16 protein-coding genes are annotated in these 16656 nt (G+C 40.7%); 8 read left to right on the forward strand and 8 right to left on the reverse strand.

Annotation, left to right across the window (positions count from 1 at the left end):
• Window positions 1-191 precede the first annotated feature (191 nt).
• The 6 genes from BM291_RS06305 to BM291_RS06330 all read right to left on the reverse strand — a co-directional run bounded on the left by BM291_RS06305 (window position 192) and on the right by BM291_RS06330 (window position 6166).
• Window positions 192-1088, reverse strand: coding sequence for a metal ABC transporter permease (locus BM291_RS06305; protein ID WP_092895458.1), 897 nt, complete (start codon window positions 1086-1088; stop codon window positions 192-194).
• Window positions 1078-2370 (reverse strand): metal ABC transporter permease, encoded by a 1293-nt coding sequence (locus BM291_RS06310; RefSeq protein WP_092895460.1) that lies wholly within the window; start codon window positions 2368-2370, stop codon window positions 1078-1080. Before BM291_RS06310 ends, BM291_RS06305 begins: the two co-directional genes overlap by 11 nt.
• 1 nt (window position 2371) lies before the next feature.
• A complete protein-coding gene (locus BM291_RS06315) occupies window positions 2372-3160 on the reverse strand; it encodes a metal ABC transporter ATP-binding protein (RefSeq protein ID WP_092895462.1) in 789 nt (262 codons plus the stop codon).
• Window positions 3157-4071 (reverse strand): metal ABC transporter solute-binding protein, Zn/Mn family, encoded by a 915-nt coding sequence (locus BM291_RS06320; protein WP_092895464.1) that lies wholly within the window; start codon window positions 4069-4071, stop codon window positions 3157-3159. Before BM291_RS06320 ends, BM291_RS06315 begins: the two co-directional genes overlap by 4 nt.
• Complete coding sequence (locus BM291_RS06325; protein ID WP_092895466.1) at window positions 4068-4730, reverse strand: metal-dependent transcriptional regulator; 663 nt, start codon at window positions 4728-4730, stop codon at window positions 4068-4070. The genes BM291_RS06320 and BM291_RS06325 overlap by 4 nt, the downstream gene beginning before the upstream one ends.
• A 314-nt stretch (window positions 4731-5044) precedes the next feature.
• On the reverse strand, window positions 5045-6166 hold the full coding sequence (locus BM291_RS06330) for a glycosyltransferase family protein (RefSeq protein ID WP_092895468.1): 1122 nt from the start codon (window positions 6164-6166) through the stop codon (window positions 5045-5047).
• A gap of 20 nt (window positions 6167-6186) precedes the next feature.
• Between BM291_RS06330 and BM291_RS06335 the strand changes: the two genes are divergently transcribed.
• Window positions 6187-7002, forward strand: a complete 816-nt coding sequence (locus tag BM291_RS06335) for a 2,3,4,5-tetrahydropyridine-2,6-dicarboxylate N-succinyltransferase (RefSeq protein ID WP_092895470.1) — start codon at window positions 6187-6189, stop codon at window positions 7000-7002.
• 10 nt (window positions 7003-7012) lie between these two features.
• On the forward strand, window positions 7013-7615 hold the full coding sequence (locus BM291_RS06340; RefSeq protein WP_092895472.1) for a tetratricopeptide repeat protein: 603 nt from the start codon (window positions 7013-7015) through the stop codon (window positions 7613-7615).
• Between the two features lie 385 nt (window positions 7616-8000).
• Here BM291_RS06340 and BM291_RS06345 read toward each other — a convergent pair whose 3' ends face one another.
• The gene (locus tag BM291_RS06345; RefSeq protein ID WP_245786786.1) at window positions 8001-8708 is read right to left on the reverse strand and encodes a tetratricopeptide repeat protein; all 708 of its coding nucleotides are present in this window, start codon (window positions 8706-8708) and stop codon (window positions 8001-8003) included.
• 223 nt (window positions 8709-8931) lie between these two features.
• On the opposite strand from BM291_RS06345, the gene BM291_RS06350 reads away from it, so the two are divergent.
• From BM291_RS06350 to BM291_RS06375, 6 genes are all read left to right on the forward strand, one after another.
• Window positions 8932-9339, forward strand: coding sequence for a DUF4332 domain-containing protein (locus BM291_RS06350; protein WP_092895476.1), 408 nt, complete (start codon window positions 8932-8934; stop codon window positions 9337-9339).
• A gap of 90 nt (window positions 9340-9429) precedes the next feature.
• Complete coding sequence (locus BM291_RS06355; RefSeq protein ID WP_092895478.1) at window positions 9430-10968, forward strand: helicase HerA-like domain-containing protein; 1539 nt, start codon at window positions 9430-9432, stop codon at window positions 10966-10968.
• 37 nt (window positions 10969-11005) lie between these two features.
• On the forward strand, window positions 11006-12211 hold the full coding sequence (locus tag BM291_RS06360; RefSeq protein WP_092895480.1) for a BaiN/RdsA family NAD(P)/FAD-dependent oxidoreductase: 1206 nt from the start codon (window positions 11006-11008) through the stop codon (window positions 12209-12211).
• A 5-nt stretch (window positions 12212-12216) separates the two neighbouring features.
• Window positions 12217-12567: a hypothetical protein gene (locus tag BM291_RS06365; protein ID WP_175499655.1), complete on the forward strand. Its 351-nt coding sequence runs from the start codon at window positions 12217-12219 to the stop codon at window positions 12565-12567.
• A 146-nt stretch (window positions 12568-12713) separates the two neighbouring features.
• Entirely contained in the window at window positions 12714-13679 is a 966-nt protein-coding gene (locus tag BM291_RS06370; RefSeq protein ID WP_092895482.1) for a YheT family hydrolase, read from the forward strand.
• A 48-nt stretch (window positions 13680-13727) separates the two neighbouring features.
• Window positions 13728-15245: an FMN-binding glutamate synthase family protein gene (locus BM291_RS06375; RefSeq protein WP_092895484.1), complete on the forward strand. Its 1518-nt coding sequence runs from the start codon at window positions 13728-13730 to the stop codon at window positions 15243-15245.
• A 197-nt stretch (window positions 15246-15442) separates the two neighbouring features.
• Here BM291_RS06375 and lhgO read toward each other — a convergent pair whose 3' ends face one another.
• Entirely contained in the window at window positions 15443-16645 is a 1203-nt protein-coding gene (gene lhgO, locus BM291_RS06380) for an L-2-hydroxyglutarate oxidase (RefSeq protein WP_092895486.1), read from the reverse strand.
• Window positions 16646-16656: the final 11 nt, after the last annotated feature.

Genomic DNA, 16656 nt, shown 5'->3' on the forward strand with positions numbered 1-16656 from the left:
CTAATGAGTGTATTTCTTTTACATTCAGACTTTATGCTTATCTACTCGCAAAAGTGCTAAAAGCAAATGAAGAAATAGTAAACTTTCAAATTGATGTGACTTCGGTCATCGGTAACTGGTCTTCCGTCTAGTTAATCAAAGAAAATAAGGCAATTGGCATTATATCGAATAATTAGGTAAGAATTTAAGTTTCAATTCTCCAACGGCTTGATAGAACTGGAAGTTCCGAATATCCAATTCGGTTTAATACTTTTCACGAATGCGCTCCCTAGAAATATAACGCCAGCAACTGCTACCATCATTCCAGCAATCGAGCTATCCACCAAATATGCCATGTAGTATCCCGCTATTGCAATAAAAATACCTAAAGCGCAGGTAAGTTTAATAAGAGATGTTAATTTTTTAGTCCAAAGGAAAGCAGTGGCAGGAGGGACGACGAGTAATGCTACCACCAAAATAGCTCCAACTGCTTCGAAACTACTTACGGTAGTATAGGACACCATGCTCATCAATGCAAGGTTGATCGCACCTGCTGGAAGTCCTATCACTAAACCAAAGTTTTCATCGAAACTTGTCAGGGTTAACTCCTTGTATAATAAGAATATAAATCCACTTACTAAAACCAAATTCAATACTGCCAAATAGGTGATTCTAGGTCCCATACTAAAGCCTGCTTTGGTGATCCAAAGGTCAATAGGTAGGTAAGCGATCTCTCCATAAAGCACACATTCCTGATCCAAATCTACCTTATAGGCAAGCATATTTATAAGTATAATTCCTATGGCAAAAAGGAGGGTGAAGGTGATCCCAATGGATGCATCGAGCTGGACTTTAGCTTTATTTTTCAGCCAATCAATAATAAGCGTAGCCAAAATCCCTAGGATTCCAGCGCCTATGATCACTTCCAATCCGCGCTGACTTCCTGAGACAAAGAATCCAATCACGATCCCTGGAAGTACTGCATGGGAGATAGCGTCGCCAGTCATGGACATTTTGCGAAGCATCATAAATACTCCGAGTAATCCGCAGGAAATTGAGATGATCGAGGCGGTGATAATGATCAGAAATGCGTTTTGGTCAAAGCTCATCGTTGTCGCGGGGGATAGCCTCTTGGTGAGGATCGAGTTTAGGATAATTTAATCTATTCTCTAGTAAAGCTTCCAGCTCAGGAGTAAGGATGTGTTCCAATTTTTCGGCTGAATCATGCACGTGATCTGGAGCAATATTCATGTACTCATTTAGGTAGAGTTCCCAAAGTCTATGCAGTCTTACAATTCGTTTTGCCTCTGATTTTCCTTTTGAGGTAAAGTCAATAAGTCCCTGATTTAGAGTCAATAAATTGGTTTTAAGTAATTCATCGATAGTATGCTTGGTTTGCCGCTTTCTGTAGGGAAAGGACTCATAGATTTCTTCTATAGCGAAGGAATTCTTTCCGCTTTCTAAACCATGGTAAATCAATTTTAGCAAGTGATCTTGATGCGTTTTTTTCAAATAATACCTTCTAGCAATGAAGCGTGAAAGAACTCCTTTTTTTGGAGCGAAAAGAAAAGAAGCAAATGCGAAAAGTGAAAGGAATACTACCACCCAAGGGCCTGTGGGCATCTGTGGAATCACGAATGAAACGTATGTTCCAAGGATCCCGGAAACAGCAGAAAATGCTCCGGCGATCAATAGGAGTTTACCGAGCTTATCTGTCCAGAACCTTGCGGCAGCTCCAGGCGCAATTAGCAAAGCGGCCATCAGGACAACTCCGATAGCTTGGATACCGATCACGACAGCCAATATCATCAGTACGTTAAATACCAAGCGAATTGCTCCCATGGGATAGCCAATCGATTTTCCGAAGTCAGCATTGAATACCAGCATGGAGAATTCCTTTCGGAATGCCGTGAGCGTGATGATGATCAATATTGCCAGACCTCCATAGATATAAAGGTCTTCTTCTAAGATAGCTATGGCATTTCCAAAGATGAATTGGTTGAGGCCAGCCATCTCCGGATTTCCTGATTTTTGGATAACTGTGAGTAGCACTACACCAAAGCCAAAGAAGATAGATAGGATAGAGGCAATGATCGCGTCATCGCTCAGTCTTGTGTTGCTTTTCAGCCAGGAGGTAAGAAAGGTTGCCAGCGCACCAGAAAGAAATGCACCTGTCACTATATAAATCGGATTCTTTTCGCCTGCGAGCATAAATCCTAAGCATATGCCGGGAAGTACTGCATGTGAGATCGCATCACCGAGTAAAGCCTTTTTGTCGAGAAAACTGTAGGTCCCCACATAGGCGGAACCTATGCCCAAGAGCGTAATCCCAATTACCACGAAGGCAATGGAAGAATCCTGAAATGTGAAGAAGTAGAGGAAATCACTCATATCAGCTCTTCAATGGATTAAAGTCCTTTTGTCTAATAATATCAGTCACTTTGGTAAGTAGGTTCAGTTTTCCTCCGTAAGTTTTCCTTAGAAGTTCTTCGGTGACTACTTGCGCTTTTGGTCCAGATGCTACCAAATGAAGGTTTAGCATAATGATCCAGTCAAAGTAATTCATCGCTGAATGTATATCATGATGCACCACTATTACGGTTTTGCCCGCTGCAGTCATTTCTTGCAATAGCTGAAAGATTGCCGTTTCCGTCGCCATGTCAACTCCTGCAAACGGCTCGTCCATTAAATATAAGTCAGCTTCCTGCGCCAAAGCTCGCGCAATAAAAACCCGCTGCTGTTGTCCACCGGAAAGCTCAGAAATCTGTCGATCTACAAAAGCCTGCATGCCTACTTTCTCCAGGCAATCCATAGCTATTTTCTTTTCCTTTTTTCCTGGCCTTCGGAAAAGACCTAGTTTTCCATAAGTGCCCATCATGACCACGTCGAGTACAGAGGCAGGAAAATTCCAGTCCACAGATTCACGCTGCGGAACATAGCTAATTCGGCTTCTCACATCATTTAACTCTCGGTCGAAAAGTTTGACATATCCTCCAGTTATTGGGATCAAGCCCATGATAGCTTTGATCAGCGTTGACTTTCCTGCACCATTTGGACCAAGTATTCCAATTAGCTTTCCAGCAGGTAGACTCAAATCCACATTCCATAAAACAGGGCTTTGATCGTAACTGACGGTCAGATCGTGTATTTCTAAAACGGGGGAATCTACGTTTATGATCATTGTGTTAGGCTTTCAAAAATTACTTGAACATTCGTTTTTACCATTCCTATATATGTGCCAGCAGGAGAGTCTGGAGCTCCAAGACTATCTGTGTACAATGGCCCTGCTAATTTGATTTCATGGTTTTGGTTGGCGCAACCAGCTACTACTGCTTCGATGGCTTTGGGAGAAATAGTTTGCTCCGCAAAAACTGCATGAATATTTCGCTCTACAATAAAGCTAACCAAGCCTGTCAAATCCCGAAGTCCTGGTTCGCTCAACGTAGATAATCCTTGCAATCCCAGTACTTCCAAATCATAAGCTTTTCCAAAATAGGAGAAGGCGTCATGAGCAGTGATCAGCGCTTGATTTGCTTTGCGCAGCTCAGCTACTTTGGTGATGTTGTCCTGATGCACTAGTGCTAATTGGGCAAGGTAGGATTCGGTGTTTGTGGTTACAACAGACTTCCATTCAGGTTGCCATTTTATAATCTCATCGGAAGCGTGCGCTAGAGCCAGGGACCAAAGCGAAACGTCAAACCAGATATGAGGATCTACGGAGTGAGCCTCTGGTCCGGATCTTAATAATAATTCTTGAGGAATATTTTCAGAAACATTAATGAGGTTTTGACTGAATGCCAGTTTCTCAAAAATCTCTGTCATTTTCCCTTCCAGGAAAAGTCCGTGGTAAATGACTAAGTCTGCATTTTGAAGCAAGTCTAAATCCCGAACGGATGCCTTATATAAATGTGGATCTACTCCAGCTGGCATCAAAGAAACCACGTCTGCCTTGTCGCCTACGATGTTCCTAATTCCATCTGCAAGAATGCTGGTTGTTGCGACTATTTTCGGTTTTAATCGCTCATTCTTATTCTCAAATTTACAGGCGAAAGAGAGTAACAGTAGGGGCAGTATTATTAGTAATTTCCTCATGACTGAATTGCCAAAATATTTGCCGCAACATCCTTAGACATAAAGAGTGTTTTTTTCTGATCGACTAGGATTTCCATCGAACCGTCAAACTCTACTTTGTCCAGAACTTTGATTCTTGCGCCGATGTAAGCACCTACTTTATCTAGGTATTTTAGGAAGGCGGCAGAGCTGTCTTTTACGGCTACGATCTGACCTGATTGATCTATGTCCATCTCGTTCAAAGCAAGTCTTGGTCGAGCCCTCACATCTCCATATTCATCCGGAATCGGATCGCCATGGGGGTCGAATTTTGGGAAGTTTAGATACGAGTCTAAACGCTGAATAAGTAGGGGAGATTGGATGTGCTCCAACTCCTCGGCTACCTCATGAACCTCGTCCCAAGCGAACTGTAATTTCTCGACCAAAAACACTTCCCAAAGTCTGTGTTTTCGGATAGTCTGTAGTGCTCGTTTCTTACCCTCTTCCGTGATGTTGACCCCGTAATATTTCCGGTATTCAATCACTTCCTTATCTCCCAACTTTCTTAGCATGTCAGAGACTGAAGCCGGCTTGGTTTTCATCTCCGCTGCCACGTCATTCGTCGACACACTTTTAGTAGCTCCATCTGATAGGTGATAGATCGCTTTCAGGTAATTCTCCTCAGCTGTAGTTAAGGTCATGGTATTCCAATTTGTACTGAGACAAATATAAAAATTAATTTAGATATAGCTAAAAATATATTCAATAGTGTCTAAATCGCCTGTGGATAACCCTTTTTCAAATGTGTTTAGTGTTTTAGTCTTGGCTAAAAATATGATTAGTCTAGTTTAAAGAATGTGTTAATTAATTGATTTATAATATATTGAAAACATGATTTCTCAGTCTTTTCTAAGTAAAAAGTAAAAAACACCCAGTTTCCATTTTGAGGAAATGAGTGTTAGAATTAGGGCATAGGTGGATAACTGTGGATAGTAATCCACATCCTGTTTAAAACTTACAGAGAGGAAATTGCCGTGATGAAATCTCTGTGTTGAGATTTCCACAGTATAGAAGCATCAGGACTTTGAGTGAAATATTCCTGATTGAGTGCGGCATTGAATTGCAGAGACGCCTGCTCCAAGTCGAAAAAGTCTATGGGGAATCCTCCAGAAAACGGATTTAAAAAGTCTAACCAGTTTGGGTTTCCGCCTATCAAAACCGGAACTCCCAGTGCTGCTGATTCGAACAGTTTTGTTGGTAATTTATCCTTTATAGCCTCTCGATTTTGATAGGGTAAAATCGCAAAATCTACTCCCGAGTATGCTGCTATAATCTCTTCATGAGGGATGGGTGAGTCGGATGATTTCAGCTTAATTTGATGAATATTTTCGCAGGCTTTTTGAAGGATATTTGCATAGTTTGATACCGTGCAATGCCCAATAATCTGGAGTGTAGATCTAGGGAAATTCTTTAAAATTTCCTTGAACCATTCTATCCCTTCGAGTGTCCCAAAAGCAGGAGTGAGGGTGCCTGAAATCACAAAACTATATGCTTCTTTTTCTGAAATTTTGAATGGTGAAACGGACTTAATTTCTCCAGAAAATTTATTTTCCAAAATCAAAAAAGGAGTTTTCTCAGGCATCTCTTCAGCGTAACATTTCTCAGCTAGCAAGAATAAATCTATACGATTTACCCTTTCCATTTGCCTTATTATCCGGCTTAGTTTTGCCTTTTTGTTTGGACTTAAGGAAGGGTTTAGATCTAGGTTTTTGACATAATTTTCCTGTACATCATAGACCAAATTGTAGCCCAAAATCCCTTTAAAAAATGAGGCAATTGGAAGGTATTCATAAGTGCAGCAGATCAGGATTTTTGGACGAACTTTCAGTAGAATTCTCAAGAATCTGACTTGTGAGGAGATCCTTCCCCAGGCTGAGTTAGTCTTGGAAAAAGAAGAGTAAAAGTTTTCATCTTCGCAATTTTTAATAGGGAATTGTGAAAATCCCATAAAACTTAAGCGATATAGACCTGTTTCTCGCAACGAAAGGCCAAGCTTTCCATAAGCTCTTGTATCTTTGGCGGGCTTTAGACTTGATGCTATCAAGACTGGAATTCGAGAATCAAATTTTCCACTCATAAACGAAACTAACCAAAATAATGGAACTGAAAACAATCATTGAGCAGGCTTGGGAAAACCGAGAACTATTAAAAGAAGAAACTACTCAACAAGCCATTAGAGCTGTAATCGCAGATCTTGACGCGGGCATTATCCGTGTTGCAGAGCCTACTGATGATGGCAATTGGAAAGTAAATGATTGGGTGAAGAAGGCCGTAATTCTTTATTTCCCTATTCAGAAAATGGAAACTATCGAGGTAGGACCGTTTGAATTCCACGATAAAATGGCGCTTAAAACCAACTATGCAGAGAAAGGCGTACGTGTAGTACCTCACGCTGTAGCTCGTTACGGAGCGTACTTGGCTAGCGGAGTTGTGATGATGCCAAGTTATGTTAATATCGGTGCATATGTGGACGGTGGCACGATGGTTGACACTTGGGCTACTGTCGGTTCCTGTGCGCAGATCGGCAAAAATGTTCATTTAAGTGGTGGAGTAGGTATTGGAGGAGTTTTGGAACCAATCCAAGCAGCTCCGGTAATTATCGAAGAAGGTGCTTTTATCGGCTCTCGTGCGATTATAGTAGAAGGTGTCAGAATAGGTAAAGAAGCCGTAATAGGCGCTGGAGTTACCTTGACAGCAAGTTCTAAAATAATTGATGTCACTGGATCTGAGCCTATAGAATACAAGGGTTATGTACCTGCTCGTTCTGTAGTTATTCCTGGATCTATCGCCAAAAAATTCCCAGCAGGCACTTTCCAAGTTCCTTGCGCTTTGATCATAGGTCAAAGAAAAGCATCTACCGATCTCAAAACCTCTTTAAATGATGCGCTAAGAGATAATAGTGTAGCAGTTTAAATCAACAATAATGAAAACGAGTACGCGAGCGATTATAGCTCTATTTATTTCAGCAGCCCTTTGGTCTTGTTCAGAAAAGAAAACAAGTTCAGGGGATGCCTATTTCAATAAAGGAGACTACGCTGAGGCAGCGGATGAGTATTCTGAAGATTTGAAATTCAATCCCAACGATGTTCGCATGCTATATAATAGAGGCAGAGCGAATGAGGAGCAAGGAAATTACGAAGAAGCAAAGGCAGATTTTGAAAAGGCGCTAGAAGTAGAGCCAAATAATTTTCAGGTTTTACTCAGTTTGGCAAACGTTCATTATAATCAAAAGAATTACACCAATGCTTTGCTGTATGCAGATCAAGCAGCTGAAATCTCAGGTGCGCCTGCTATGGCCTCTTTCATGAAAGCTAGAGCTCTACATCAATTGGGCAAGCCTGATGAAGCATTGAAAGCATATGGAAATGCAATTGCAGTGGATAAGGAATTCGGGCAAGCTTACTTCAACAGAGGTATGTTGAAGGTAGCAATGAAAAAGGTCGGCTCTTCATGCGAAGACTTTCAACTTGCTAGAGCCTTGGAATATCCCGGGGCAGATGAGGCTTACGCCAAATATTGCAAATAATATCAAAACCGGCTTAGGCCGGTTTTTTTATGTCTTTTTTTAATAAGTAGATCTTTTAAGTGGTAGCAGAAATCAAAGTATTATGTGGTCCTGCTTCTCCAGAAGCTGAATAAATACTTGTAGGATAAGTCTCAAAAACGGGTAAAAAGTTATCGACATCTTAAGACTGAATACTGTGACTGATCACTTTTCTACCGCTCGTGCCGTTGGCACTCTTATATATTCCCGACTATGCATCACCCAGTATTTCACTTCGCTTATCCTGGGCAATTACGGAACGCACCTTTGGCGCTGGATAACCATTGCTATGATAAGGTGACTGAAAACTATGGCTGATTACTGCAACTAATAACCAACAACTAACAACCAACAACTAGCCCCCTTTTCAATGCTCGTGAGCTTCCTCAACGTGATCACAGACATCTTCTGAGCTTAATTTCCCACTACCACCGCAGGTTCGACAAGAGCTTACTTCTTTCAAGCTACCCTCACAAACAGGGCAGGTGAGCCTTCCTTTGCCTGAGCATCTTTCGCACTCGAAGTATTCTACGATTTTAAAAATATTCATCTTAGTGATCATCCCAGAACCGTTACAACGACTGCAGCCAACCACGCCTTTTGCTTTGCAGTAGTGACATTCTTGCTCTATTTGCCTGGTTCCATCACAAGTAAAGCAAGTCTGGTATCTATAGCCTCTGCGGTCGCAAAGCTGGCATTCTTGAATTTCCTTCAATGGAGTCTCTAGACGGTGTTGAAGTTCTTGCGCTCCTTTATAGTGTGAACCCGTAAATCCAGTTAACTCTAAATACTTATTTAAAAAATTAGCTGAATTATCATATTGCTTAAGTTGAAAAAGAGTCTCTGCGAATAAATAAGGCATTTCTTCTGGAAGCGGCTGACCAGAATCGATCAGATTTCTGAAGATAGAATTCGCCGTTTCATAGTCATTTCTCTCAATAGCAGCTTTTGCGCCTTTCATCCAATGGTCTGTTTGACCGAGATTTGGACCGATTTGCGCAAGCGTTACCTGGCCAAAAGCCAATGTGAAAACAAAACTTAGAAGTAGAAGGGAGGGGTGAAATTTAATGCTCACAGGGATAGTGTTTTTCTAGAATAGCAATAAAGGTAGAAGTTTCTTTATCGTAAAGTTAATGTTTCCAAAAGGGCAAATCTGTCCATAATCTGCTAAATGGATTTTAGAAGTTAAAAATTGTCTTTATTTTAGGATTAAATTCTTTTGAATGCTTAATTATTAAATCTTTGAGCTGAACTACTGAATTTACAGTCATATAATTTTAATCCTAAATATTAGAAAGATGGGAAAACCAATCACAATGATCGAGAGCATCGGTCCTGCTATGAAAGATAAACTTAGCGCCGCTGGAGTAACTACTGTAGAAAGCCTATTAGAAAAAGGAGCATCCAAGGCTGGTAGAAAGGCTATCGCTGATGCCTCAGGCTTAGATGAAAGTAAGATCCTAGTATGGGTGAATATGGCCGATCTTTTTAGAATTAATGGGGTTGCTAGTCAATTTGCAGAACTTCTTAAAGCTGCAGGAGTAGATACAGTAAAAGAGTTGAGAAACAGAAATGCAGAAAATCTACATGCTGCGTTGGTGAAAACTCAAGAAGAAAAAGGATTAACTAGAGTAGTTCCAGCTGCTTCAAAGGTTGCTGACTTCGTGGAGCAAGCAAAGACGCTTGAGCCAATAGTTACCTATTAATCCTTTTATACATACCGTTTTTATTGAAAAACCTTTTTGCCATAGGCATCAAGGTTTTTTTTGTAGTTTGGTTTCATAATCATTTTGACCATGAGCAAGACAGAAGAATTTATTACCCATTTGGCCGAAGGTCAAAAATATAAAAAAGACTCAATAGTACTAGGTACTGGTGTTTTGGATGGAGTACCTGTTACAGGTGCCCAAATCAAAATAGCTCTCAAAACGATGAACCGGCATGGACTTATTGCTGGGGCAACGGGAACGGGGAAAACAAAGACCTTGCAAGTGATTGCAGAACAACTGGCTTTGAAAGGAGTACCTTCTGTGTTAATGGATCTCAAAGGGGATTTGTCGGGGCTAGCTCAGCCAGGAACTGCCAATGATTTTATTAAAAATCGCTCTGAAGTCATTGGTGTGGACTATGTACCGATGGGTTTGCCGATAGAACTGATGTCTATTTCGGACGAAAAAGGCGTGCGTTTGAAAGCTACTGTATCTGAGTTTGGTCCAGTATTGATCGCACAGATTCTGGAGCTCAATGATACACAGCAGGGCGTGATATCACTCATATTCCGCTATTGTGATGTAAATCATCTTCCATTAGTGGACCTGAAAGACCTTAAGCGTGTGCTTCAGTTTATCACCAATGAGGGGAAGGAAGCTATCAAAAAGGAATACGGTCAAGTCTCTTCAGCTTCGGTAAATACGATTATGCGGAAGATCATCGAACTGGAGCAACAAGGTGCGGAACGGTTTTTTGGAGAAAAATCCTTCGAAGTAGAAGACTTTTTGAGAACCAAAGACGGGAAAGGTGTAATCTCCGTGATTAGACTGACTGACATTCAAAGTAGGCCTAAGTTATTTTCTACATTCATGCTCAGTCTATTATCAGAAATTTATGAGTCATTCCCTGAGCAAGGAGACGCAGACCAGCCGAAACTATGTTTGTTTATAGATGAAGCCCATTTGGTTTTCTCCAATGCTTCCAACGATCTTCTTGAGAAAATCGAAGCCATTGTCAAATTGATCAGATCCAAAGGGGTTGGTGTATATTTTTGTACCCAAACTCCAACTGATGTACCTGATAGCATTCTGGGGCAACTGGGTTTGAAAGTGCAGCATGCTTTGAGAGCTTTCACAGCGAAGGACCGTAAGGCTATTACCAAAACAGCAGAAAATTATCCTGATTCAATTTATTACGAGACTTCCGAAGTGTTGACTTCGATGGGAATCGGCGAGGCGCTAATTACAGCTTTGAACGAAAAAGGGATTCCTACGCCACTTGCGCATACACTAGTGAGAGCACCGATTACCAGAATGGATATATTGAATCCTGCGGAAATAGATGCTGTTGTCCAGAATTCTGCTTTAGTTTACAAATACAATCAGGATATCGATAGAGAAAGTGCTTTTGAGCTATTGGAGAAGAAAATGGCGGATATTGAGGAGATTCAGAAAAAAGCTGAATTACCAGGTCCAAAAGCATCAACAACAACTAGTAGAAGAACCACTAAAGATGATTCTCTTTTTGCAGAATTGAGTAAGAATACCATGGTGAGGCAGTTGGGTAGAACGATTTTCAGAGAATTGACCAGAGGAATATTGGGTTCATTCACTAAAAAAAGATAGGTGATTTAAATTATTGTATTACAGTAGCTTATAAGTTTTGAAAATAGGAATAATAGGGGGTGGAGCAGCTGGTTTTTTCGCAGCTATTCACGCAAGCGCGCCAGGAACAGAAGTTACTATTTTTGAAAAGTCCCCAAAGCTTTTATCTAAGGTAAAAGTGTCTGGTGGTGGCAGGTGCAATGTCACACATAGACCTATGGAAATCTCCAAACTGGTCAAAAACTATCCCAGAGGTGAGAAGTTTTTAAAGCGCGTTTTCCCCAAATTCAAATCCGAGGATACCATCAGGTGGTTTGAAAGTAGAGGAGTGGCTTTGAAGATTGAAGCTGATGGGAGGATGTTTCCTGTTTCGGATTCCTCTCAATCCATCATTGATGTATTACTTAAAGAGGCTAAAAAACTCAATATCACTATTCGTAAGTCCTGTGGTGTAGAGTCCATTACTCCTGCGGATAGCCAATATAAGCTCGATACAGACGATGGGACATTCCTTGTAGACAAGCTGATAATAGCCACAGGAGGGCATCCTAAATTGGATAGTTACTCGTTCTTAAAGAATCTTAAGCACAGCATTTTAGATCCAATCCCATCACTTTTTACTTTCAATACTCCCAAGGAATCACTGCGTGAACTTATGGGGCTATCGGTGGTAGATGGAATAGTCAAAATAGAAGGCACAAAAATGACTTATAGAGGTCCTGTGTTGGTGACGCATTGGGGTGTGAGTGGACCTGCTGTATTGAAATTATCTGCTTTTGGAGCGCAATGGCTTAAGGATAAAAACTACGTTGCTACAGCATTAATTAATTGGAATGGAGCATACGGCGAGGAAGAATTTAATGCCCATATCAAAAACTATCTACTGGCTCATCCTAATCGTAAAGTAGAGAGTCATTCACTTTTTGAAATTCCAGCTAGGCTTTGGGAGCACTTTTGTGCACGTTCGGGAGTAGAAAATGCACAATTGTATGGCACACTGTCGAAAAAGCAAATCAATAAGTTGGTACAGAATCTTTTTTGCTATACTTTGAAAGTCGAAGGAAAGACTACCTTCAAAGAAGAATTTGTAACTGCCGGAGGAATTGCCTTGAATGAGGTAAATCCGGAAACCTTGGAAAGTAATTATCACCCAAACCTTTACTTTGCCGGGGAAGTCTTAAATATAGATGGTATCACTGGTGGCTTCAATTTTCAAGCTGCCTGGTCCACAGGATTTCTTGCAGGTACTGCCTCATTGAATTAACGCATATGGAACAACTTTATCCTGAACTTGATCAGCTCATTTGCGAAATGGCTGATGGTGACAAAGATTTTGAAAAAGATCTTACTGTGGCAATTTATAAGGGGCTACTCGAACTTAGAGAAAAATATGCTGACGGTTCATCTGAAAAAGATGATATAAAAATCCAGCAAATCAGACATAAGTTAAAGCCGACTCTCTGTATGTTTGAATTATCACATATTACGGATGAATTGCAGGTAGGCAAGGAAATCATTGAAAGTGAGGGATTTGATTGCGTTCAGTTTCAGTCACATTACCTAAGTCTACAAGTAAAGCTAGAGGCTGCTATCCAGCGTGTCCATAAATTGACGCTATAAAAAAAGGAGCTGACACCCGCCGCTCCACTTTTGAAATCGTTACCCTATGAAGTATTATGTTCTATGTTACAAAAGTAGCCCATACAGATTTCTTGAACTTTAAGGGATCATGAATTTCATGTAAAGCTTTCTATTTTTGAAGCCTCATGAGTATTATCAAATCTACCTACCAAGGACCTCCGGCATATTTGTTCAATGGACATCTGGAAACTATCATTCCCAGTATTTTCAGAAAAGTCTCCGAAGTAAACTATAAGAGAGAAAAAATAGATACCCCCGATGGTGATTTTTTGAATTTGGATTGGTCAAAGCTTGGCAGTTCCAAATTGCTTATTATTTCACATGGCTTAGAAGGTGATTCTGAACGGCATTACGTCAAAGGAATGGTTAAACTTTTCAATTCCAGCGAAGTAGATGTCTTGGTTTGGAACAATCGTTCATGTGGTGGAGAGATGAATTTGAGACCGATTCTTTACCATCATGGCGCTACGTATGACTTGGATACAGTCATTTCTCATGTTCTTAAAGCTCATTCTTACCAAGAAATTTTCTTAACTGGGATTAGCATGGGCGGAGCCCAGACTCTCAAATACCTAGGTGAAAAGGGGAATGATTTGCCAGTTGAAATAAAGCGAGCTGCGGTCTATTCCACCCCTTGTAATTTACTTTCGAGTGCCGCTACGCTAAAATTTCGAAGTAATACTTTTTATAAGAATAAGTTTCTGGGCAAACTCAAAAATAAAATGCGTGAGAAAGCCGTCCAATACCCTGATTTAATAGATTTAGAATTACTGGAAAGAGTCTCTGATTTTGATGTATTTGATACATTCTTCACTGCCAAACTGCATGGATTCAAGGACGCTGAAGACTTTTACAAATCAGTAAGTGCGGATAATTGGATGCCTTCTATTGCCGTGCCTACTTTGGTAATAAATGCATTGAACGATCCACTTTTAGACGGAGCATGTTATCCTGTGAAACTTGCTGAGAGCAAGAAAGAACTCACGTTAGAAATGCCAAAAAGAGGCGGGCACACGGGGTTTGTGATCAGCAAGAATGAATTTACTTGGGCGGAGTATAGAGTTCAAGAATTCCTCTTGGATCAGCTTTAGGCCTAAGGGTTTTAGTATATTGTAGCCTAATTCAATAAAAAAGTTACTATGAGAAAAGCGTTTTTCATCAGTCTTGTACTGTTATTATTGCTGACATTTTTTCTAATCTGGTATTTCCAATTTGTCCAATTTAAGTTTGGATATTTTATACTGGGGATTATTGTAATTCTTTTCGTGATAGGCCTTTATGATGTGAATCAAAAGACCCATGCCATTCTTAGAAATTTTCCTGTAGTTGGTCATTTTCGTTATTTATTAGAGAAAATCAGTCCCGAAATTCAGCAATATTTCATCGAGACAAATACAGATGGAAGGCCATTTAGTAGAAATATCAGATCTTTAGTTTATAGAAGAGCAAAGAATGTAAATGATACTCACCCGTTTGGTACACAGCGAGATATCAATGGGGAGGATTACATTGGTTTAAGACATTCTATATATGCTGTTCATACCCATGACGAAGACCCTAGAGTGACTATCGGTAACGATTCATGTAAGCAGCCGTACTCATCGTCTATCTTTAATATTTCAGCAATGAGCTTTGGTTCTCTCAGTTCCAATGCAGTGAAAGCGATGAATATAGGAGCCAAGAAAGGTGGTTTTTCTCATAATACGGGAGAGGGCGGAATCTCTGCACATCATAGAGAAGGTGGAGATCTGGTCTGGCAAATAGGTACTGGCTACTTTGGATGTCGTGATGAGCATGGAAATTTCAGTGAGGAGAAATTCGCTGAAAAAGCTAATTGGCCTGAGGTCAAAATGATCGAAATTAAGATTTCTCAAGGAGCTAAACCAGGTCATGGAGGTGTACTTCCAGGTGTGAAAAATACGGCTGAAATAGCTGAGATAAGAGGGGTATTGAAAGGAACTACGATTCTTTCACCACCTTCTCACAGTGCTTTTTCCAATGCTTCAGAATTAGTTGATTTCGTAGCCAAACTTCGAGACTTGTCTGGTGGTAAACCTGTAGGGTTCAAGCTTTGTGTAGGTAGAACGGAGGAATTTACGGCAATCTGTAAAGTGATGGTTTCCAAGAATATATTTCCTGATTTTATTACCGTAGATGGGGCTGAAGGTGGGACAGGAGCTGCACCTTTAGAATTCTCTGACAGTGTTGGGTTACCGCTAGAGCCTGCACTGATTTACGTTAGGATGACTTTGGAAAAGTTTCAGATACGTAGCCAGATTAGAATCATCGCATCTGGAAAGGCTATTAGTGCCTTTGCAATTTTGAAAAACATTGCCCTTGGAGCTGACATATGTAATTCAGCAAGAGGTTTTATGTTTAGTGTAGGTTGTATTCAGGCACTGCGCTGCAATACTAATGAGTGTCCAACGGGCGTAGCTACACAAAGAGCTAGCTTAGTGGGAGGATTAGTGATTACAGATAAATCTGAGCGAGTTTATAATTTCCACAAAAATACGGTTCACGCAGTTCAAGAATTGCTTGGAGCTTCTGGCCATACGCATACTTCCGAACTCAGTGCCAGTGATCTGGTTAAAGGCGATGAAATGATCAAGCTTGCTAATAGATATTTGCCTGATTCTGTAAATACTCAGGTGTAGGTTTACTTCTAGGAAATCCCGCCAAAGCGCAAAGGCGCAGTTTATTTATTCAGGAGTCACCGTTCCGGTTTGGCTTTAGTTCAACTGATTCAAGTCATGAGACTTGCACCAAACTGAGAATTATCAATATCAAAAAAACCTTCGAGGAGAGCCTTTAAATTGCCTTCTTAAGCATTTGATGGCTAACATCTCAAAGGTTAAGCAAACCTCTTCAACGCCAATTCTGCAACGGTTCCTCCAATGGCTAGTGAGCTGGTAGCGGCAGGGGAAGGGGCATTCAGCACGTTGATAGCATGTGCAGACTCTCTGATAGAAAAATCATCCAACAGCCCGCCAGTTCTATCGCACGCCTGTGCTCTCACACCAGCTCCGCCCTCAGTAAGGTCAGATTCCTGAATTTCTGGGATCAATTCCTGCAATGCTTTGGTAAATGCGGCTTTTGAAAAAGATCTATACATCTCACCAAAACCCGTTTGCCAGTATTTGGCAGCTACTTTCTGGAAACCTGGCCAGGCTAAAGACTCGGCCAGCTCTTTAAGATTGATTTGTGATTTTTTATAACCTTCTCTTCGGAAAGCTAAAACTGCATTTGGGCCAGCTTCCACACCACCTTTCATCATTCGGGTGAAGTGTACCCCTAGGAAAGGGAAATTAGGATCGGGTACAGGGTAAATCAGGTTTTTTACCAGAAACTCCCTGTCCTTTTTCAGTTTGAAATATTCGCCTCTAAAAGGAATGATTTTCACATCAATTGGATCCTTTTCACTCATCTGAGCTACCTTATCCGAATACAGTCCAGCGCAGTTGATGACTAATTTACTTTGGAAGGTTTTCTTGGAAGTTTCAATATAGTTGATCCCTTCTTGTTGCTTAATTTTTACTACTTTATGATTAAGAAAAATCTCTCCTCCATGCTGGATTATTTTTCGTCCATACGCCAACGCAACTTTGAAATAATCTACAATTCCAGTCTGAGGAACATGCAGTGCAGCTACCCCGGCACAATGAGGTTCGAATTCTTTCAGCTCTTCTAATGTAATGTATTTCGTTCCTTCCAAGCCATTTTGAAGGCCTCTTTCATACAAGTTATTTAGCAATGGCTTTTGCTCTTCTCTGGTAGCGACCACTACTTTTCCGGTGATCTCAAAAGGAATTTTTTCTTCCTCACAAAATTGAATCAACTCATGATATCCGCCTATGCAATTGGTAGCTTTTAATGAGCCTGGCTTGTAGTACAACCCTGAGTGAATCACACCACTATTATTGCCAGTTTGGTGCTTAGCAAGTTGGTCTTCCTTCTCCAAAATAGCTATTTTAAGGTCTGGACGTGCTTTTTGAATTTTAAGTGCAGTAGCCAACCCTACAATTCCACCACCAATTATTGCTATATCGTATATCATGTTTCTCGGTT

This window comes from Algoriphagus aquimarinus (assembly GCF_900112005.1).
GTDB classification, from domain to species: Bacteria; Bacteroidota; Bacteroidia; order Cytophagales; family Cyclobacteriaceae; genus Algoriphagus; species Algoriphagus aquimarinus.

Coding starts and splice junctions, on each gene's coding strand:
- BM291_RS06305 (WP_092895458.1), bottom strand. CDS start 1,088: ATGAGCTTTGACCAAAACGCATTTCTGATCATTATCACCGCCTCGATC.
- BM291_RS06335 (WP_092895470.1), top strand. CDS start 6,187: ATGGAACTGAAAACAATCATTGAGCAGGCTTGGGAAAACCGAGAACTA.
- BM291_RS06370 (WP_092895482.1), top strand. CDS start 12,714: ATGAGTATTATCAAATCTACCTACCAAGGACCTCCGGCATATTTGTTC.
- BM291_RS06325 (WP_092895466.1), bottom strand. CDS start 4,730: ATGACCTTAACTACAGCTGAGGAGAATTACCTGAAAGCGATCTATCAC.
- BM291_RS06315 (WP_092895462.1), bottom strand. CDS start 3,160: ATGATCATAAACGTAGATTCCCCCGTTTTAGAAATACACGATCTGACC.
- lhgO (WP_092895486.1), bottom strand. CDS start 16,645: ATGATATACGATATAGCAATAATTGGTGGTGGAATTGTAGGGTTGGCT.
- BM291_RS06365 (WP_175499655.1), top strand. CDS start 12,217: ATGGAACAACTTTATCCTGAACTTGATCAGCTCATTTGCGAAATGGCT.
- BM291_RS06340 (WP_092895472.1), top strand. CDS start 7,013: ATGAAAACGAGTACGCGAGCGATTATAGCTCTATTTATTTCAGCAGCC.
- BM291_RS06310 (WP_092895460.1), bottom strand. CDS start 2,370: ATGAGTGATTTCCTCTACTTCTTCACATTTCAGGATTCTTCCATTGCC.
- BM291_RS06350 (WP_092895476.1), top strand. CDS start 8,932: ATGGGAAAACCAATCACAATGATCGAGAGCATCGGTCCTGCTATGAAA.
- BM291_RS06320 (WP_092895464.1), bottom strand. CDS start 4,071: ATGAGGAAATTACTAATAATACTGCCCCTACTGTTACTCTCTTTCGCC.
- BM291_RS06330 (WP_092895468.1), bottom strand. CDS start 6,166: ATGAGTGGAAAATTTGATTCTCGAATTCCAGTCTTGATAGCATCAAGT.
- BM291_RS06375 (WP_092895484.1), top strand. CDS start 13,728: ATGAGAAAAGCGTTTTTCATCAGTCTTGTACTGTTATTATTGCTGACA.
- BM291_RS06355 (WP_092895478.1), top strand. CDS start 9,430: ATGAGCAAGACAGAAGAATTTATTACCCATTTGGCCGAAGGTCAAAAA.